At 61.9% G+C, this 19483-nt stretch carries 18 protein-coding genes and 1 pseudogene; 11 read left to right on the top strand and 8 right to left on the bottom strand.

The features are described 5' to 3' along the window. Positions 1–34: 34 nt before the first annotated feature. From P775_RS25930 to P775_RS25920, 3 genes and pseudogenes are all read right to left on the bottom strand, one after another. Positions 35–697, bottom strand: a complete 663-nt coding sequence (locus tag P775_RS25930; RefSeq protein WP_099913695.1) for an HAD family hydrolase — start codon at positions 695–697, stop codon at positions 35–37. A 27-nt stretch (positions 698–724) separates the two neighbouring features. Beyond that, a complete protein-coding gene (locus tag P775_RS25925; RefSeq protein WP_099913826.1) occupies positions 725–1654 on the bottom strand; it encodes a methylenetetrahydrofolate reductase in 930 nt (309 codons plus the stop codon). A 74-nt stretch (positions 1655–1728) separates the two neighbouring features. Then, positions 1729–1978, bottom strand: a pseudogene (locus P775_RS25920) (virulence factor). Between the two features lie 325 nt (positions 1979–2303). On the opposite strand from P775_RS25920, the gene P775_RS25915 reads away from it, so the two are divergent. From P775_RS25915 to P775_RS25905, 3 genes are all read left to right on the top strand, one after another. Then, positions 2304–3416, top strand: a complete 1113-nt coding sequence (locus P775_RS25915) for a Ppx/GppA phosphatase family protein (RefSeq protein ID WP_099913825.1) — start codon at positions 2304–2306, stop codon at positions 3414–3416. Between the two features lie 166 nt (positions 3417–3582). Beyond that, positions 3583–4329: an RlmE family RNA methyltransferase gene (locus P775_RS25910; protein WP_099913694.1), complete on the top strand. Its 747-nt coding sequence runs from the start codon at positions 3583–3585 to the stop codon at positions 4327–4329. A 557-nt stretch (positions 4330–4886) separates the two neighbouring features. Continuing rightward, a complete protein-coding gene (locus P775_RS25905; protein ID WP_099913693.1) occupies positions 4887–5312 on the top strand; it encodes an OsmC family protein in 426 nt (141 codons plus the stop codon). Positions 5313–5390: 78 nt separating this feature from the next. On the opposite strand, the gene P775_RS25900 is transcribed toward P775_RS25905, so the two are convergent. The 4 genes from P775_RS25900 to P775_RS25885 form a co-directional block, all read right to left on the bottom strand. Further along, positions 5391–6320, bottom strand: a complete 930-nt coding sequence (locus P775_RS25900; RefSeq protein ID WP_099913692.1) for an AEC family transporter — start codon at positions 6318–6320, stop codon at positions 5391–5393. An 88-nt stretch (positions 6321–6408) separates the two neighbouring features. Continuing rightward, positions 6409–7209, bottom strand: coding sequence for an MBL fold metallo-hydrolase (locus tag P775_RS25895; RefSeq protein ID WP_099913691.1), 801 nt, complete (start codon positions 7207–7209; stop codon positions 6409–6411). Beyond that, positions 7206–8009, bottom strand: a complete 804-nt coding sequence (locus P775_RS25890) for a TatD family hydrolase (protein ID WP_099913690.1) — start codon at positions 8007–8009, stop codon at positions 7206–7208. The genes P775_RS25895 and P775_RS25890 overlap by 4 nt, the downstream gene beginning before the upstream one ends. A gap of 145 nt (positions 8010–8154) precedes the next feature. After that, positions 8155–9360, bottom strand: a complete 1206-nt coding sequence (locus P775_RS25885) for an amidohydrolase family protein (protein ID WP_099913689.1) — start codon at positions 9358–9360, stop codon at positions 8155–8157. Positions 9361–9519: 159 nt separating this feature from the next. Here P775_RS25885 and P775_RS25880 point away from each other — a divergent pair, with 159 nt between their 5' ends. The 7 genes from P775_RS25880 (at position 9520) to P775_RS25850 (ending at position 17531) form a co-directional block, all read left to right on the top strand. Then, a complete protein-coding gene (locus P775_RS25880) occupies positions 9520–10329 on the top strand; it encodes a ferredoxin--NADP reductase (protein WP_099913824.1) in 810 nt (269 codons plus the stop codon). 142 nt (positions 10330–10471) lie between these two features. Then, positions 10472–11317, top strand: coding sequence for an FAD binding domain-containing protein (locus P775_RS25875; protein WP_099913688.1), 846 nt, complete (start codon positions 10472–10474; stop codon positions 11315–11317). Continuing rightward, positions 11310–14054, top strand: a complete 2745-nt coding sequence (locus P775_RS25870; RefSeq protein ID WP_099913687.1) for a molybdopterin-dependent oxidoreductase — start codon at positions 11310–11312, stop codon at positions 14052–14054. Before P775_RS25875 ends, P775_RS25870 begins: the two co-directional genes overlap by 8 nt. Then, positions 14047–15525, top strand: coding sequence for a 6-hydroxynicotinate reductase (locus tag P775_RS25865; protein ID WP_099913686.1), 1479 nt, complete (start codon positions 14047–14049; stop codon positions 15523–15525). The genes P775_RS25870 and P775_RS25865 overlap by 8 nt, the downstream gene beginning before the upstream one ends. Further along, entirely contained in the window at positions 15525–16373 is an 849-nt protein-coding gene (locus P775_RS25860) for a UPF0280 family protein (protein ID WP_099913685.1), read from the top strand. Before P775_RS25865 ends, P775_RS25860 begins: the two co-directional genes overlap by 1 nt. Continuing rightward, a complete protein-coding gene (locus tag P775_RS25855; protein ID WP_099913684.1) occupies positions 16366–16950 on the top strand; it encodes an amino acid synthesis family protein in 585 nt (194 codons plus the stop codon). Before P775_RS25860 ends, P775_RS25855 begins: the two co-directional genes overlap by 8 nt. Beyond that, complete coding sequence (locus P775_RS25850; RefSeq protein WP_099913683.1) at positions 16947–17531, top strand: amino acid synthesis family protein; 585 nt, start codon at positions 16947–16949, stop codon at positions 17529–17531. The genes P775_RS25855 and P775_RS25850 overlap by 4 nt, the downstream gene beginning before the upstream one ends. Before the next feature lie 140 nt (positions 17532–17671). Here the strand turns inward: P775_RS25850 and P775_RS25845 are convergent, their stop codons facing one another. Beyond that, a complete protein-coding gene (locus P775_RS25845) occupies positions 17672–18109 on the bottom strand; it encodes a MarR family winged helix-turn-helix transcriptional regulator (protein ID WP_245875868.1) in 438 nt (145 codons plus the stop codon). A 248-nt stretch (positions 18110–18357) separates the two neighbouring features. Here P775_RS25845 and P775_RS25840 point away from each other — a divergent pair, with 248 nt between their 5' ends. After that, on the top strand, positions 18358–19425 hold the full coding sequence (locus tag P775_RS25840) for an aromatic ring-hydroxylating dioxygenase subunit alpha (protein ID WP_099913682.1): 1068 nt from the start codon (positions 18358–18360) through the stop codon (positions 19423–19425). Positions 19426–19483 lie beyond the last annotated feature (58 nt).

The following is a 19483-nucleotide window of genomic DNA, read 5'->3' as shown; positions in this document are numbered from 1 at the left end:
ATCTTGGACTCGACGATGATGCGGGTCATGCAGGTCAGGTTCCTTGAATAGGGGGGTGCCGGGCCAGAATCTCTGGCAGGATAGGATCTGTGAAATCCGCAATTGTGATCTGGGCCCCGGCGTCGCGAAGGGCGGCGTCAGAGAGGGAAGAGCGGATGCCGACGGCAAAGACCCCGGAGGCGCGGGCGGCGCGCAGACCAGCCGGACTGTCCTCAAACGCGATGCTTTGATCCGGGGACACGCCAAGGCGGTTCATCGCGGCGATGTAGGGGGCGGGGTCGGGTTTACCGCGCACACATTCGTCGCCGATGATGCGCAGGGGCAAGCGGTCGGACAGGCCGATGGCGTTCAGCATCGCCGCGGCATTGTCGCGCGGGGCGTTGGTCACAACTGCCATGGGCCATCCTGCAGCCTCCGCGCGGTTTATCAGGGCCAGCAGGCCGGGCATTGGTTCGGCAGAAGTGCCAAGACGCTTGCGAAAGGCCGCTTCTTTGGCGTCGCTCATTGCCTGTCCGTCTTCACCCGGGAAGTGTTCGGCGAAGATGTCGAGGTTCTGCCGCCCGTGGATTTCGCGCAGGTAAAAGCCTTCGTCGAAGTCGCGGCCATGCTGTTGATACAGCTCGGCAAAAACAGCCTCATGCAGAGGATCGGTGTGCAAAAGCGTGCCGTCCAGATCAAAGAGAAGTGCCAGAGTCATCGTATTTCGTTCCGTGCTGTGGGGGCGTTAGCCGTTGCGAGCGGCAGGTATCCCGGTGGCGCCCCCATTGGCAACTGCCCATTCCGCATTGGTTGCGATCCCGCCCAGTGGAAAGAAATGCACCTGTGCGATGTTGCTGTCTGGATGGGTTGCCTTGTGCGCGGCCAGTTTCGCAAGAACCTTGGTCGGCTCATAGGGCAGCAGCAGCTTGGTCACATCCATCGCCCGTTTCTGCAACACCTTCATCGACGGTCCGACCCCGCAGGTGGCGGCGAATTTGATCAGGGTCTGCAGCTTGGCCGGACCTGCGATGCCGATATGGACGGGCAGGGTGATATTGGCAGCGTGCAGCGCGTCGGACCACGTAATGATTGGATTGGCGTCAAAACAGAACTGAGTGACCAGCGCCATCTTTGCATCGCTGCGCTCCGAGAAGGCCTGTTTCCAGCGCAGCGCAGTCATCACCGCGCGGTCGCCGCCGTCGGGGTCGATGTCGCGGCTGCCCTCGGGGTGGCCTGCCACATGCAGGCGGGTGAAGCCTCCGGCGTCGAAAAAGCCGGTTTCCAGCAGCTGCATGGAATTTTCAAAATCGCCATGAGGTGTTGCGACGCCACCGGCCAGCAGCAGGCCTTGTTTCACATTCGCCTCACCCTGATAGCGGGCGATCCAGTCGGCAAGCGTGGTGCGGTTCTTGATTATCCGCGCGGGGAAATGCGGCATGACGTTGAAGCCATCGGCGTTCAAGCGTTTCGCCGTCGCCACCATGTCGCTGATCGGGGTGCCGTCGATATGGGCGATGTAGACGCGGGTGCCGTTTGGCAGCAATTCGCGGAAATCCGCGACCTTGGCGGCGGTGCGCGGCATCACCTCGATCGAAAAGCCTTGCAAAAAGCCTTCGATCTGGCCGGTGGCTCGCTCGGCGTCCTGGTCGCGTTTCTTGAAGTTGAACAATGCCATCATGGCCTCCCTCAGTCGCAAGGCGCCTGGGCCCAGCCGTCGTTTGCGATCAGCGCCTTGATGTGGTCCTGATCTTATTCCGCCTCAATCTGTGCGGCCTCGGCCTTTTGCGATTTCCGCAGGTGTGCCCTCGACAGTATAGGCAGCAGCCTTGCGCCATTCTGCAAGCTAGTCACCGGTGCCTGCCGCGCCCGTCCTCATGGTGGCGCGGTCGATGGCCTGCTCGAACCGTTCGGGCAATTGCACCTTGGCGCCTGATCGGCAACGACCGACGATGACCTGTGCCGGGATGTCGCGCCAAAACATGATTGTGACGTCCGGCATGGATGATTTCCCCTTTTTGCGATGCTGCCTGTGTAGCGTCGGGAGGACGCAGGGCAGATACGAATTTCGACAGACATAATGCGTTGAGCGACTTTCGCGACCCTATGCAGATTGACACCCGCGCACCACAGCCGCGGAGTGGAAAAAGTCTCAGTGAAAAGATGAAGGACTTTCATGTCCTCCTGCTGCTCCGGTTCTGGCTTCAAGGGGTAAGGTGTCCGCTGAAAGTGACACTCCTTTGTGATCCGGATCGCCAAGAAACTTGCAGGTCTGTGCGCGCCTGCGTATCCTGATGGCAACTTGTATATCGGAAGGCGCAGAAATGATGGCGCCAGAGCGTCCCATGGGTGCGGGCGCATTCCCGAAACCGGTCGAGAGCCCCGCGCCCGACAAACCCGATTCAGCAGAGCTCTATGCCGCGCTGGACCTGGGAACGAACAGTTGCCGCATGTTGATTGCCCAGCCAAAGGGCAGCCAGTTTCATGTCGTTGACAGCTTTTCCAAATCTGTCCAGCTTGGGGCGGGTCTTGAGAAAAGCGGCCGCCTGAGCCGTGCCTCCATGGGGCGCACGGTGGCGGCCCTGAAGGTGTGTCAGCAGAAGATCCAGCGCCACAACGTGAAACGCATGCGTCTGGTCGCGACCGAGGCATGTCGGCGTGCGCTGAATTCGCGCGAATTCATACGCCAGGTGCAGCGCGAGGCCGGGCTGACACTCGAAATCATCCAGCCCGAGGAAGAGGCGCGTCTGGCGGTGATTTCCTGCGCGCCGCTGGTCTCGACCAAGACCGAACAGCTGCTTGTGGTGGATATCGGCGGCGGTTCGACCGAATTGGTGTGGATCGATCTGTCTTCGGTCCCCGGCCCAGAGCGCCCAAAGGCGATCATGCGGCTCCATGCCGGTTTCCATCAGCTCGACAGCCCGTTCCCGGCGGCCAAGGTGGTCGACTGGATTTCGGTCCCGCTGGGTGTGGCGACTTTGCGCGATCAGTTCTCTGATGTGGATGACGATGCGGCGCGCTACGCGCTGATGTCCTGGTTTTTTGAGGAGAATCTGGCCGAATTTGCACCGTACAAGGATGAACAGACCCGTGAGGGATTCCAGATCGTCGGCACCAGTGGCACGGTTACAACCGTCGCCGCGTCGCATCTGGGGCTGCGTCGCTATGATCGCACTAAGGTCGACGGTCTGCGTATGACCTCTGATCAAATCGAGACTGTAATCAACCGCTACCTCGAACTTGGCCCAGTCGGGCGACGGCGTGATCCGCGGATCGGGCAGGATCGTCAGGCGCTGATCATGTCGGGGGCTGCGATTTTGCAGGCGCTGCTGCGCTGCTGGCCCACCGACCGGCTATCGGTGGCGGATCGTGGCCTGCGTGAGGGGCTGCTCTATGCGCAGATGACAGCGGACGGCGTCCTTGAGGAGGGGCCATACTGAAGTTTTTCGCGTTCCACCTCTTTGATTCGAGGTGGCGATAAGGCGATTCATGTCGCTGCCGAAACGCAGTAGGCTTGCAGAGGGAACGTTAAGCGCCTAGCTGGACGTCTTGGCGCGGGCGACGGTGTCGCATTTGCGCATTTGGAAAGAGAAGAAGCGGTAGGATATGGCCAAGGAACCCACGGGTAAGAACACATCTGGACGCGGACAGCGCGAACTTAAGGTGAAGGTCAAGACCGCACGCGGGCGCAAGCTCAGCTCGACCCGGTGGTTGCAGCGCCAGCTGAACGACCCCTACGTCAAGCGCGCGCAGGCCGAAGGCTATCGCGGCCGGGCGGCGTTCAAGATCCTTGAGCTGGATGAAAAATACCGCTTTCTGGTGCCGGGGGCGCGCGTTGTTGACCTTGGCTGCGCGCCGGGAGGCTGGTGTCAGGTTGCCGCGAAGCGCGTCAATGCATTAGGTGAAAAAAGCGGCAAGGCCATTGGGACCGTTCTGGGCGTCGATCTGCAAGAGGTCGATCAAATCCCGGGCGCCGAGATGCATGTGCTGGATTTTCTGGCTGAAGGCGCGGATGATGCGGTCAAGGAGTGGCTGGGTGGCAAGGCGGATGTGGTGATGTCTGACATGGCTGCAGCCTCTTCTGGACATAAGCAGACCGACCACTTGCGCATCATCTCGCTGTGCGAGGCTGCGGCTTATTTTTCTTTCGATGTGCTTGAAGAGGGCGGCACCTTTGTCGCCAAGGTGCTGGCAGGCGGGGCCGAGGGTGAGCTTCAGAAGCTGCTTAAGCAGCGTTTCACCAAAGTTGCAAACGTAAAGCCGCCGGCCTCGCGGTCGGACAGTTCTGAAAAATTCGTTGTCGCCACAGGGTTTCGCGGAGCATTGAACGTGGAGGGCGCAGTGCCCGAATAGGGGCGAAGCGACTCGATTGCGTTCGCCTGCATCAGGCGGGCGAGAACGGGAGAGGGGACACGGTACTCCTCTTCCTCTTGGATATGCGACGCTTGAGCAACGGACTGGTGCACAGGGGCAAAGAACCGATGTTGTGCCGCCGTGCTGTCGTGTTCCACTGCGGGAACTGGACTATCTTGATATTTGCGCATTCCCCAGCCTTCCTGTCGGACTCATCGCTTCGCGCTCTCATGCCCCGGGAATGAGGCGGAATTGCATCCTGAGCAGAGCTTTGATGTGAAGATGCATCTCTGTCGCGGCGTCTGATTCATAAGATTCAATGCAGCGCTGAAAGGAAATTTCCGACCAGCTGTGATCGGTCACTGTTGTTTGCAAATCTTGAACTGGCTTGGCTGCCGCAGAATGTCGTTGTGCGACTTACGGCCCTGGCTGATAGGGATGTACGTGTGTTTTCTTTGCGGTGTCAGCAAAATGTCATGGAACACAGCACGCTCGAGCGGGTTTGTTCGTCAGCACACAGGGAGCCAATCGGTTTCCGAAGTACGAAAGGATATGACATGAAACGTTCCGGTTCCGCACATTGGACAGGTGATCTCAAATCCGGCAAAGGCACCGTCAGCACGCAGAGCGGCGTTCTCAAGGAAAATCCCTATGGTTTTAACACTCGCTTCGAGGATCAGCCTGGCACCAACCCCGAAGAGCTGATCGGGGCGGCGCATGCCAGCTGTTTCTCGATGGCGCTGTCGATGATTCTGGGGGATCACGATCTGACCGCTGACTCGATTGACACCAAGGCAGATGTGAAGCTGGAAAAGCTTGACGATGGCTTCGCAGTCACCGGCGTGCATCTTACGCTCAAGGCCAAGATCCCGGGCGCCACACAGGCGCAGTTTGAGGAAGCCACGAGCGCGGCCAAGACGGGCTGCCCGATTTCGAAGCTGCTGAAAGCCGAAATCACGTTGGATGCAGAGCTCGTCTCCTGAGACGATCCTCTGAGGTAAGCTGATATTCAAGGCGGCGGGCTGGTGATCCAGACCCGCCGCTTTCTGTTTCGGGTGGTCTTACTGCAGGATGGCGAGCCAGCCCCAGACGGTCACAACCGACAATGCGGTGGCGATCAGCACCGATGACGCCGCCACCCGTTTGGCCCGCCCGTACATGTTTGCAAAGACATAGGCATTGATCCCCGGCGCCATGGCGGCAGTGACAACTGCCGAGCGGAAGGCATCCTGTTGCAGGTTGAACGTCTTGCCCAAAGTCCAGGTGATTGCTGGGTGGAGGATCAGCACCACCGCACAAACAAAGGCGATGACGCGCAGGTCGCCTTCGGGGCGGTAACGGTAGAGCACGCCGCCCATGCCGAACAGTGCCACCGGCAGAGCGGTGCGGGTCATCATGTCGAGCGCATCGGTCATGGGGCCGGGCAGGGAAATGCCGGTCAGGTTGAACACCAGCCCCAGCGAGATCCCGATGACCAGAGCATTGCGGAACATCGCGCGCAGCACCTTGAACGGGAGTGTACGCAGGCTGGTGCCGCGCGCGCGGGCAATCTCCATCGCGGTGATGCCGAGGCCGTAGCAAAACGGCGAGTGCATGGCGATGATCGTGAAATTCGCCGACAGCTTGTCCGCGCCATAGGCGCGTTCGGTGATCGGCACGCCCAGCAGGAGCGAGTTGGCAAAAAGACAGCAGAACCCGATGGCGACCGAATCCTCCCATTCCCGCTTGAACACGTAATGCGCGACGGTGAGGCCGAGCACAAAGCCGGTGGCCGAGCCGGTGTAGAAGCTGACCAGCAGGAACGGATCAAAGCTCTGGCCCAGATCCAGTTTCCAGATCGCGCGGAACAGCAGGCAGGGGATCGCAAACTGCTGGGTAAAGGTCATCAGCCCGTCGACGGCGCTGTCGGGCATGAGTTTGCGCCAGCTCGCCAGATAGCCAAATCCGATGACGAGAAAAACCGGGAGGATGACGTCTAGAAGCGCTTGCATGCGGGCATTGTCCGGAACTGTCAGGCGCGGCGCTGTTTGCGGAGGCTGAGATTTGCGTATTTGGAAAGAGAAGAAGCGGAAGAAAGGGTCAGAGCGGCGAGCGGATCACCATGCCATCAAAGGCCGGCGTGATATGGTCGGGGGTTTCGGCGTCGAGTGTGTCGTAATCAAGGTCGATGTGCATGTTGGTGAGCACGGCGCGTTTGGCCTTCACGCGGGCGATCCATTCCAGTGACAAGGCCAGATGGGCATGGGTCGGATGCGGGGTGCGGCGCAGCGCGTCAAGGATCCAGCAGTCGAGGTTTTCGAGCAGGGGCCAGACCTCGTCGGGGATGTCCTTGACGTCGGGCAGATAGGCGGTGTCGCCAATGCGGAACCCCAGCGCGTCGATGCCGCCGTGATTGACAAGGAAGGGCGTCAGCGTGATGTCGCCCCCCGCGCCGGTCACGGTGAAGGGCCCGTCCATATGGTGCATGTCGAGGATCGGCGGATAGGAACTGCCCTCGGGCTGGATGAACGCATAGCCGAAGCGGTCGAGAAGGCTTTGCCGTGTGGGCGTGTCGGCCCAGACAGGCAGGCGGGCGCGCATGTTGAACACGATCATGCGCAGATCATCGATACCGTGCACGTGGTCCGCATGGGCATGGGTATAGGCCACGGCGTCGAGCGTGCCGATGTTTTCACCCAGCAGCTGCGCGCGCAGATCGGGCGATGTGTCGATCAACACGCGGGTGATGCCATCGGGTGTTTCGCGTTCGACCAGCAGGGAACACCGGCGGCGGGTGTTCTTGGGGTTGGCCGGGTCACAGTCCCCCCAGAGCCCGCCAAGACGCGGCACGCCGCCAGAGGAGCCGCAGCCAAGGATTGTGAAGCGCAGTTCCGATGTCATGTGGCGACCCTGTGGGCGGCGACCTTGGCAAAGAGGCGTTCAAAGTTCTGTTCGGTTTGTGCTGCGAAATCGGCGTAATCGAGGCCAAAGACTTCGGCCCCGCGCCGCGCAGTCAAAGCGGTGAAGGCGGGTTCGTTGCGCCGTCCGCGATGGGGCGGTGGCGCGAGGTAGGGGCTGTCGGTTTCCACGAGGATCCGGTCGAGCGGGGCGGTGGCGAAGATATCGCGCAGCTCCCGGCTTTTGGGGAAGGCAGTGATGCCAGACATCGACAGGTAAAAGCCCAGATCCAGCGCGGCCTTTGCCAGTTCGGCAGAGGACGAGAAGCAGTGCATGACGCAAGAATAGGGTTTGGCGCGGTAGGCGTCGCTCAGGATCTGCGCCATGTCGTCATCGGCGGCGCGGGCGTGGATCACCAGCGGCAGGCGGGTTTCCTGCGCGGCCTGAATGTGGATCTGCAGGCTTTGCTTCTGCAGCTCGGCGCTGTCGGCGGAATAGTGGTAATCCAGACCCGTCTCGCCGATGGCGACGAATTTGGGGTGCTGCGCGAGGGCTATCAGCTCGTCCACCGTGGCCATCGGTTCTTCGCCGGCACTCATCGGGTGGGTGCCGGCGGCGTAAAACACCTGTGGGTGCGCCTCGGCCAGGGTGCGGACTTGCGGTTCGTTCCGCAGCCGGGTGCAGATGGTCACCATGCGGTGGACACCGGCTTCGGCCGCGCGGGTGAGGATGTCGGGAAGCTGCCCGTCGAAATCCGGGAAATCGAGGTGGCAGTGGCTGTCTGTGATTTTGGGTTCGGTCATGCCGTTAGGGTTCCTTGGCCTGATGACTGCGGTATCTAGGATGCAGGCCGGAGGGTCAAGGCGGGGCGGCTGTCTGGTCGCGTCGCTGTGTGAATTTGCGGGGGCCGTTTCGTGATCTGCCCCCGCAAGTGGCATCAGGCGGTGGTCAGTGGCCGCCTGCACCGTTGGCAAGGCTACCCTTGACCAGTTCGGGCAGGCGCATGGCGGGCGGTGTGTTGCGCGAACGGCCCGAACGGGGCACGCCGTCGATCACCGTCATGCCGACGCCCGGCAGGTTGCCCTGTTGCACCGATTCAAGCATCGACTTGCCCGGCGCGTGCTGTGCCTGATCCATCAGCACAAAATCCGCCGCTTTGCCGACCTCGATGATGCCGGTGTCGAGTTCGCGCCGCCGCGAGGTGTTGCCGGTGCCAAAGCAAAAGGCGATCTCGGCCGGGACATTGCCAAAGGCGGACAGCATGGCGATCATTCGCAGGATGCCCAGCGGCTGTACGCCCGATCCGGCGGGGCCGTCGGTGCCCAGGATGATCTGGTCCAGCTTTTTCAGCTCGCGCGCGGTGTTCAGCGTGAGGACAGCCGAGCGTTCGTTGCCATTGTGCACGATCTCAAGCGCGGCAGTGCAGTTTTCACAAAGGCAGATGATCTGATCGTCGGGCAGGGCGGTGTGGCCGCCATTGATATGGCCGACCACATCGGTGCCGGTCTCAAGCACCATGTCGGCGTCGATCAGGCCAGAGCCGGGGATCGACGGCCCACCAGTGTGTATCGTTGACTGAATGCCGTATTTACGGGCCCAGTCGACCATCTGGCGGGCGGTCTTGCCATCCTTGACCGAGCCCAGACCGACCTCGCCCATCAGTTTCACACCGGCGTCGGCCAGTTCCTTGAAGTCATGTTCCTCGAGCCCGTGTTCGATGACCGGCGCGCCGGCATGGACTTTGACGCCCGAGGGGCGGAAATTTTCGTACCAGCGCTGCGAAGCGATCGCCATCGCCTTGAGGCCGACGATATCCTTGGGGCGGCCGGGCATATGAACCTCGCCGGCCGAGATCAGCGTGGTCACACCACCGTGCAGGGTCGAATCGATCCAGTTCAGCTGCTGCTGGCGCGGGGTGTAGTCGCCCACAACCGGGTGGATGTGGCTGTCGATCAGGCCGGGGCAGAGGGTGACGCCGTGGGCGTCGATCTCGACCGTGGCGCCTTCGGTGTCCATATCCGCCTCTTTGCCCCATTCGGCAATCTTGCCGTCAATGGCGATCAGGCAGTCGGCGTCCAGCACCGGCTCTTCCATCTTGCCTGACAGCATGAGGCCGATATTGCGGATGACCAGTTTGGCGGGCGTGTCAGTCATGGGATGGGGTCCTTTCGGGGAGGGTGCTTGAAATTTTGGCGATTTCATTTGAACGCTAACGGAAACTGCGGGCCGGTCAAGATCGTAGCCTCGAAGCGCTTGACAGAAAACTTGTTTGCATACTAACAAAATAAGCAAGTGATCAAACAGGAGGCAGACATGACATTCGATACCGCCCCCGCGGAGACCGCGTTTCCCATTCCCGCAGGCGTCTTTGCAGAAACCGTGACCGAGGTGCAGCATTACACCGACCGGCTGTTACGGTTCAGGATCACACGCCCTGCCGCGTTCCGGTTCCGGTCTGGTGAGTTTGTGATGATCGGCCTGCCCAATGCGGCAAAGCCGGTTTTTCGCGCCTATTCAATCGCCTCGCCAAGCTGGGACGAAGAGGTCGAGTTCTATTCGATCAAGGTGCCGGATGGTCCGCTGACCGAGCATCTGCAAAAGGTGAAGGTCGGCGATACGGTGTTGATGCGACGCAAGCCCACCGGAACACTGGTCAACGATGCGCTGCTGCCGGGCAAACGGCTTTGGATGTTCGCCACCGGCACCGGGATCGCGCCCTTTGCCAGCATCATCCGCGACCCTGAGACCTATGAGAAATTTGACCAACTGATCCTGTGTCACACATGCCGCGAGGCCGGAGAGCTGACCTATGGCCGCGAGCTGGTGGCGTCGCTCAAATCCGATCCGCTGATTGGCGAGATGGCGGAAAACCTGACGCTTTATGACACGCTGACACGTGAGGATTGGCCGCGCATAGGGCGGCAAACCGATCTGATGGCCAGCGGCAAGATGTTCGCCGATCTGGGCGTGCCGCCGATCAACCCGGCAGAGGATCGCGGCATGATCTGCGGGTCGATGGAGATGCTGCGCGACACCAAGGCGGCACTAGAGGGCTTTGGTCTGGAAGAAGGCGCAAACAACCGGCCCGCCACTTTTGTGGTCGAAAAGGCCTTTGTTGACTAAGGTTTCTAGAGGCCAATGCACGGTGCCGAGTGGAAATCATTTGACAGAACATCCGGCGCGATTTCTTATTCGTATGCGAACGAATTTTCGGGAGGACTTTGCCCCCGTGTCCGTTTCGAGTCCGCTGAAGTCAGGAGGCGACATGACCTATCTTACACCCACCACGCTGGACGCGGCCCTTGGTGCGCTGTTGGGCACGGGTCCGGTTTCGGTCATCGCGGGCGGGACCGACTGGTTTCCGGCCTTGGGTGAGCGGGCGTATGACGGCACGTTGCTGGACGTGACGCAGGTGGCGGGGATGCGCGGGATCACGGCTGAGGATGAAGGCTGGCGCATCGGTGCCGCGACAACTTGGAGCGATATCCTGCATGCGGATCTGCCTGCAGGTTTTGACGGGCTGAAGCTGGCCGCACGCGAGGTCGGGTCGATCCAGATCCAGAATGCCGGGACGGTGGCGGGCAATATCTGTAACGCCTCGCCCGCAGCGGACGGTGTGCCGCCCTTGCTGAGCCTCAATGCAGAGGTCGAGCTGACCTCGACGCGAGGCGCGAGGCGTTTGCCATTGGCCCAGTTCCTCCTGGGGGTGCGCAAGACGGCGCGGGCGGCGGATGAACTGGTGACCGCGCTTTATATCCCTGCGCTGGCTGAGGGCGCACGGGGCGGGTTCACCAAGATCGGCGGGCGCAAGTACCTTGTGATCTCGGTCGCGATGGTCGGCGCGGTGCTTGGCGTGTCGGATGGGCGGATTACCTTTGCTCAGGTGGCTGTAGGGTCGGCATCGCCGGTGGCGCTGCGCATGACGGATCTGGAGAAGGCGCTGATCGGGGCGGATCTGGCGGAGGCGCTGGAGCGCGTCACGCCCGACAAGCTATCTGCGCTCACGCCGATTTCTGACATACGCGGATCAGCAGAATATCGTGGTGAGGCGGTGATCGAGGCGATCCGCCGGACGCTGACAAAGATCATGCAGGGGCAGGCCAATGGATAAGGCGACAGCGACAGATCTGACGGCCTTCATGCTCAACAACGCACATGTGCAGGTCGAGGCGCGGGTGGGCGAACGTCTATCGCAGGCCCTGCGCGATCATCTGGGGGCGAAGGACGTCAAGATTGGCTGCAATGCCGGGGATTGCGGCGCCTGCACGGTGCTGGTGGATGGTGCGCCGGTCTGTGCCTGCCTCATGCCGGTACAGCAGGCGGCGGGACGTCGCGTTGAAACGCTGGCGGGGCTGGCGCAAACGGACCCGGATGCCCTGCGGCTGAAGGAGAGCTTTCAGCATCACCAAGCAGCGCAATGCGGGATCTGCACGCCGGGGATGATGGTGTCGGCCGTGGCCCTGCTGCGCGATGTGCCGCAGCCGGATGCGGCGCAGGTGCAGGATGCCCTGGGTGGTGTGCTGTGCCGCTGCACCGGCTATCGCAAGATTATCGACGCGGTGGTCGGCGCCCATGCGGCGGACGGTTTGCAGGAGGCCGGACAAGAGCTGGGCGCCCCGGCGCGGCGCTTTGACGGGCTGGCCAAGGTCGAGGGGCGGGATCTGTTCGGCGACGATGTGGCCCCGGCGGGTGCGCTGGTTGCCCGGGTCATCCGTTCACCCTATCCCCACGCGCGGTTCACTTTTGGCGACCTTGCTGCGTTTGAGGCGCGGCCGGACGTGGCGGCGGTGCTGACGGCGGCGGATGTGAAGGGGCTTAATGCCTTTGGCGTCATTCCCGGGTTCATCGACCAGCCGGTCTTTGCCGTCGATACGGTCTTGTTCCGGGGCGAGGCTGTGGCTTGCGTCGTGGGCGAGGCCGCGGCGATGCTGGCCTATGATCCCGCCGAGTTCCCCGTGACCTGGGAGCCGCTTGATGCGCTGATGACCGTGCCCGAAGCTTTGGTCGAGGGTGCAGAGCTGCTGCATTCCGGCCGCGCGGGCAACATCATGTGTGGTGGCTTTGTCGCCTGTGGCGATGCCGAGGCGGCGCTGGCCGAGGCGGATGTGGTGGTTGAAGGTTCCTACGAGACGAGCTTTGTCGAACACGCTTATATCGAACCCGAGGCAGGCTGGGCCGAGGTGGTCGATGGCCGCGTTGTCGTGCAGGCTTGCACACAGGCGACTGGCATGGACCGTGAGACGCTGGCGCAGGTGCTGGGCATGGACCGCACGGATATCCGCATCCTGCCGACCTCCGTGGGCGGTGGCTTTGGCTCCAAGATCGACGTGTCTGTGCAGCCGTTCCTCGCTTTGGCGGCGCTCAAGACCGGCAAGCCGGTGCGCATGTGTTACACTCGGGTCGAATCCATGCAGTCGACCACCAAACGCCACCCGGCGCAGATCGGCATCCGGGTCGGGGCCAAGGCGGACGGTACACTCACGGGGATGACCTTCCACGGTAATTTTAACACCGGGTCCTATGCGAGCTGGGGCCCGACCGTGGCCAACCGGGTGCCGGTGCATGCCTCTGGGCCCTATTTAATCCGCAACTACCACGCCAAAAGTCAGGCCGTGCATACCCATTGCCCGCCCTCGGGCGCCTTTCGCGGCTTTGGCGTTCCACAATCGGCGATTGCGCAGGAAACGGCGTTTGACGTGCTGGCCGACAAGCTGGGTATGGACCCGCTTGAGTTTCGTCTGAAAAACGCCCTGCGTGACGGGCAGCCAACGGTTTGCGGGCAGGTGTTTGAACAGGGTGTCGGAATTCAGGCCTGCCTTGAGGCGCTGAAACCGGCCTATGACAAGGCGAAACGCAACTGCGCGGCCTTCAATGCGCAGAATGACAGCGCGAAACGCGGCGTCGGCATTGCGGGCGGCTGGTATGGCTGCGGCAATACCTCGCTTCCCAACCCCTCGACCTTCAAGGCCGGGATAAAGGCGGACGGCACGCTGGTTCTGCATCAGGGCGCGATGGACATCGGGCAGGGGTCGAACACGGTGATCGTGCAGATCTTTGCGCATGCCTTCGGCGTCCCTGTCGCCGATGTCACCGTGCTGGGCGCGGATACGGATATCACGCCGGACGCGGGCAAAACATCGGCCTCGCGCCAGACATTCGTGTCGGGTAATGCGGCTCGGTTGGCAGGGCTGGCGCTGCGCGCACAGGTCTTGCAACAGGCGAATGCGTCAGAGACCGCGCAGATCACGCTTGAGGCGGGGCATCTGCATGTGGTTGATGCGGATCGCGTGCATCACGTGGATCTGTCCCGGCTTGAGGCGGACGGTGAGGGTTACGTGCTTAAGGCCGTGGAAACCTACGACCCGCCCATCGCGCCGATGGATGAAAACGGGCAGGGCATCCCCTATGCGCAGTTCGGCTATGCCGCGCATCTTTGTGTGGCCGAGGTGGATCTGAGACTGGGGCGTGTCACGCCATTGTCCTTCACCGCCGCTCATGACGTGGGCCGTGCCATCAACCCGCTGCTGGTCGAAGGCCAGGTGCAGGGCGGCATCGCGCAGGGTCTGGGTATGGCTCTGATGGAGGAGTTCATCCCGGGCCGAACCGAGAACCTGCATGACTACCTGATCCCGACCATCGGCGATGTGCCCCCGATCGACACGCTGATCATCGAGATTGAGGATGCCCATGGGCCGTACGGGGCCAAGGGTCTGGGCGAGCACGTGCTGATCCCCACAGCCCCGGCGATTTTTAACGCGGTCTATGATGCCACAAAGGTGCGCCTGTTCCGCGCCCCCGCCACGCCCGCCCGCGTCCGCGCGGCCCTGAAGGAGGCTGGATATGCCTGACGATCTGAAAACTGCGGAAAAGATCCGCTGCGATGCCTGCCCGGTGATGTGTTATATCGCCGATGGCAAATCCGGCGCCTGTGATCGTTATGCCAACCATGCGGGCGAGCTGGTGCGGCTCGACCCGCTGACCGTGATCCAGTCGGGTGCGCAGGCTGTGGCCTTTCTAGATCAGGGCAACAATACGCAGGACTGGGACGGGGATGTGTTTCAGGGGTCTCGCACCTTTGTCACTGCCGTGGGTGCGGGCACCACCTATCCCGATTACAAACCGGCACCGTTCATCGTCAGCCAGCAGGTCGAGGGTGTGGATATGGTTACAGTCGTGACCGAGGGCATCTTTTCCTATTGCGGCGTGAAGGTCAAAATCGACACCGACCGTCACATTGGCGAGGAGCGCGCCATCGTCCGTGTGGATGGCGAGGCGATTGGCCATGTGATGACCGCTGAATATGGCTCAAAGATGCTGTCACTCGGCGGGGTCGAGCATCTGACAGGCGGGTCCAAGAAAGAGGGCCGTGTGACCTGTGACGTGCTGATGCGGCTATGTAACCGCGAAGCGGTCGAGATGGTGATCGACGATGGGGTGACCATGGTCGTTCAGGCGGGGCATGCACCGGTCATCAACGGTGTGACCGAAAAACTGATGCGCGTCGGCTGTGGATCAGCCACCATCGGGATGTTCGCCAAGCAGTGGCATGGCCATGTGGACGAGGTCGTGGTGGTCGATGACCACATCACCGGCGTTCTGACCGAGCATGAGTCGGGCAAGGGTTTGGAAATGGCACCCTCGGGCATCAAGGTCAAAGGGCGGCGCTCGACTCCGGGGCGGTATTTTCAAGTGGCCGAGCCCGGCACTGGCTGGGGCGGCACGAACGTGCAGGATCCGCTGACCATTCTCAAACCTGCCGATCCCAAGATGGCGAAGCCCGGCCTGAGGTTGCTGATGATTTCGACTACGGGCGAGCAGTGGGCCTATTACATCCTTGATGATGACCTGATCCCGCAAACGGCCGAGATCACACCGCCGCTGCTGGCTGTCGCGGAACGGATCGCCGAAAACTGTGAACCTTCGCTCTGTTCAGTGCTGTTCATGGGGGGGGCAGGCGGGTCGCTGCGGGCAGGTGTTACGGAAAACCCGGTGCGCCTGACACGCTCGGTCAAGGATGCGCTGACCTATGTGTCCTGCGGCGGGGCAGAGGCTTATGTCTGGCCCGGTGGCGGGATCACCGTGATGGTTGATGTGATGGACATGCCGACGAACTCCTTTGGCTATGTGCCGACGCCGGCACTGGTCGCACCCATCGAATTTACACTGCGGCGCGAGGATTATGGCACGCTGGGCGGCCATATGAACCACATCCAGCCGGTCGAATCGGTGATCCGCAAGGACAACCGCCGCGTGCCGCAGATGGAAGGTCAGCCCGACCCGCAGGACAGCCGCAACTACCGCTGGACCAAAGGCGCCTGATGGGGCCGGTCGCCGCCCTTTTGCCCGGGGATCGGCTGCACCTGCAGCACGGTCCCATCGACCTGATCATCGGGGCGGATGGTGATTGGCACGCCGCCTTTGCCGCAGCGCGGGCACGCTTTGCCAGTGTGCTCGATGAGCTGGTGTCCGAGATGGATCTGTTGCGCCGTCCGGTTGCCGAGGTGCCCAGGGGCGCGATTGCGCGCTGCATGTCAGACGCTGTGCGCCCCCATGCGGACGGGATCGTCACGCCAATGGCCGCCGTCGCCGGATCGGTGGCGCAGACGGTGCTTGCGGCGATGGTCGCAGCCACGCCCCTGACCCGTGCCTATGTGAACAACGGTGGCGACATCGCGCTGCATCTGACGGGGGCCGAGACGTTTCGCCTGGCAGTGGCCGCGCCGGACGGCATGGATCTGGGCCGGATCGCCATCACGGCGCAGCACCCGGTCCGCGGTATCGCGACGAGCGGGCAGGGCGGGCGCAGCCTGTCGCTGGGCATTGCAGATGCGGTTACGGTTCTGGCGCGGAGCGCATCACAGGCCGATGTGGCCGCGACGCTGATCGGCAATGCGGTCGACCTGCCGGACCACGACGCCATCACGCGCACAAAAGCCCGCGAGGTCCAGCCGGATTCGGATCTGCGCGACCATCTGGTGGTGACGCGGGTCGGTACACTCCGCGCGCAGGAGGTTGACGCGGCGCTGGACCGGGGCCTGTCCGTGGCGCAGAACATGGCAGCGCGGGGCCTGATCCAGGGAGCCGCGCTGTTTCTGAGGGGGGCGGCGCGAATGACCGGGCTGCCGGAGAGCGAAATTTTACAAGGAAAGACACTGACACATGCCTGAAGTCGAGATCCGCAAGATCGTCACCTCTGTCGAGGATATCTTTCACGAAGGCGGGCCGCGCGCCAACACGCCCCACAAGCGCGGCGCGATCTTTGCCGTGATCAGGAACCCCTTTGCCGGGCGCTATGTCGAAGACATCCAGCCCTTCATGGAGGATCTGAAGCCGCTCGGCGTCGATCTGGCGCAGCGTCTTCTGGCGGCTCTGGGGGGTGATGCCAAGCGGATCGAAGGCTACGGTAAGGGCTCTATCGTCGGTGCCGCCGGAGAGCTTGAGCATGGCGCGCTCTGGCACGCGCCGGGTGGCTATGCCATGCGTGAGGTTCTGGGTGGGTCCAAAGCCATCGTGCCCTCGACCAAAAAGGTCGGCGGCGTGGGGGCGCGGCTCGACGTGCCGGTGACCCATCTGAATGCGTCTTACGTGCGCAGCCATTTTGATTCGATCGAGGTCGGCTGCAACGACAGCCCGCGCGCTGACGAGCTGCTGTTTGTGCTGGTGATGACCACCGGTGCCCGGGTGCACAGCCGCTCCGGTGGCCTTGAAGCGGCAGACATCAAAGGCGAGGATGGCCTGAAATGAGCGCAGATATTCGCAAACTTGCGGTCTGGGTCGAAGAGACCCATCGCGAAATCGGCAAGTCCATCACCCCGCCGACCCGCAAGGCGGTGGCCCTAGCAGTGATCGCCAACCCCTTTGCCGGCAGCTATACGGAAGATCTGAGCGCGCTGATGGAGATCGGTGCCGAACTCGGTGCCCTTCTGGGCGACAAATGCATTGCGGCCCTGGGCATCACGCCGGATCAGGCGCAGAGCTATGGCAAGGCGGCAATGGTCGGCGAGAATGGCGAGCTGGAACATGCCGCCGCGATCCTGCATCCCAAGTTGGGTGCACCGCTGCGCAAGGCCGTCGAAAAGGGTGCCGCCCTCGTGCCGTCATCAAAGAAGATGGGCGGCCCGGGTCATGTGCTCGACGTGCCGCTGGGCCACAAGGATGCGGCCTATGTCCGGTCGCATTTCGACGGGATTGAGGTGCGCCTGAACGATGCGCCCCGCGCGAATGAGATCATGGTGGCTGTGGCGGTCACAGATTCCGGCCGTCCGTTGCCCCGCGTTGGCGGGCTGACACACGAGGATGCTGTTGGCGAAGACGGGCTGCGCTGAGCCTGTTTCGCCGTGGCTGGGGGCGCTGCCCCCGTCCTGCGGACTCCCCCGGGATATTTATGGGCAGACGAAGCCGGGGCGTGGGTCTGTGCTTTTTCTCTTTTCAAAGAGGCAAAGCCGACCTTGCCTTCCGCGCTGCGTCAGAGCTTATCCAGCAGATCCTGCAGGCGTTCCACTTCGCGAGGGGTCAGATTGCTGACAGTCTGTCGCGAGATTTCAAGTGCGGTGACGACGGCGTCCTCAGCAAAGCTTCGCCCCTCATCTGTGAGCGAGATTTCAAGGCGGCGCATGTCGGTCTGCGACGGTGTGCTGTGGAGCAGACCCTTCTTGCGCAGCCGGTCCACCACACCCTTTGTCGTGGCCGCGTCCATGCCGACCAGCCGTCCGAGGTGGTTCTGGCTGATCGTGCCTTCGTCGCGCAGCTTGGCCACAACGGCGAACTGGGTCGGCGTTACGTCGGGCATCAGGCGGGCAAACACCTCTAAGTGTTTCTGGTTGGCCAGCCGCAGCTTGAAGCCGATCTGTTCTTCTAGCCGGTAGTCCGCCGCCTCATTTTGTGGAGTTAGGTCTTTCAGCACCTGATGTGTCCATTTTCTGCGGGATCAGGCTGCACATTGATACCGCCAGTCTCCGATCCATAATATGCGTCCGGCCCTTTGCAAACCGCACGAGAATTGTGCAGCATCTTTCCATGAAAAGCAGGCTGGGTCCACAGGTTCATTGATGTAAAATATTGTTTGACAACTAACAAGTTTATGAGGCCCCATGAGGCAAAGACAGCCACCTGTCCTGATGGGGGCTTTGAGAATGCAAAGGAGCGCAGATCATGTCCTTCGTGAAAAATGCCTGGTACGTGGCTGGATGGTCGTCTGATTTTGGTGAGGCACTGGTGCCGCTGACGATCCTGTCGCAGACGCTCGTCATGTTCCGCGCCTCGGACGGCCAAATAGCAGCACTTGAGGATCGCTGCCCGCACCGGCAACTGCCGCTGAGCCGCGGCAAGCGGATCGGCGATACGATCCAGTGTGGCTATCACGGCATGACTTTCAACGGTGCGGGCAAGTGCGTGCGCGTTCCGGGGCAGGACAATCTTCCGGCCTCGGCCTATGTGGATGCCTTTTCGGTGCACGAGGCGCATGGCATTGTCTGGGTCTGGATGGGCGATCCCGCGCAGGCAGATATCGCAAAGATCTTTCACCTTGAGGAGCTGGGCCATCCAGACTGGCATCTGCACCACGGCGACAAGCTGCATATCAAAGCCAACTATCTGAATGTGGCGGAAAATCTGGTCGATCCCGCGCATGTGAGTTTTGTGCATCCCACAACTTTGGGAAATGCCGCGTCGGAAAACGTGCCGGTGCACGTCAAGACCAGCGGCGAGGCGATTGTCGCCTGGCGCTGGATCCGCGACGCCGAGCCGATCGGGTTCTTCAAGGCCTTTGGCGGCTTCACAGGCAATGTGGACCGCTGGCATTACTATTACCTGCACCTGCCCTCGACCGCCGTGATCGATTTTGGCAGCGCGGATGCCGCAGCCAAGCTGGACGAAGACGACCGCAATCAGGGCGTGCGGATCTTTGCGCTGCATTTCGTGACGCCGGTTACTGAGGATTACACCATCGACCACTGGGCGCATCTGCGCAACACGGCTTTGGGGGACGAGGCGGCCTCGGCCCAGATGGACAAGATGTTCCGCATCGCTTTTGCCGAAGACAAGGAAATCCTTGAGGCGGTGCACGAAGAAGAGCAGCGTCCGCACAAGCGCAAGCCGATCCGTATTGCCATCGACAAGGGGCCGAATGTCTATCGCAAGCGCATCCGCGATCTGGTCGAAGTCGAGGCGACCGAAGATCTGGGCGAGCCGGTTCATCCGGTCTTCGTGCAGCACGACTGAAGATATCGCTTCCCATTAAAGCCCCACAAGCCAATAAAAAAGGGGCGTCTGACAGAGA

Source organism: Puniceibacterium antarcticum (assembly GCF_002760615.1).
Taxonomy (GTDB): domain Bacteria; phylum Pseudomonadota; class Alphaproteobacteria; order Rhodobacterales; family Rhodobacteraceae; genus Puniceibacterium; species Puniceibacterium antarcticum.
This window is presented reverse-complemented; position numbering and strand designations above follow the sequence as displayed.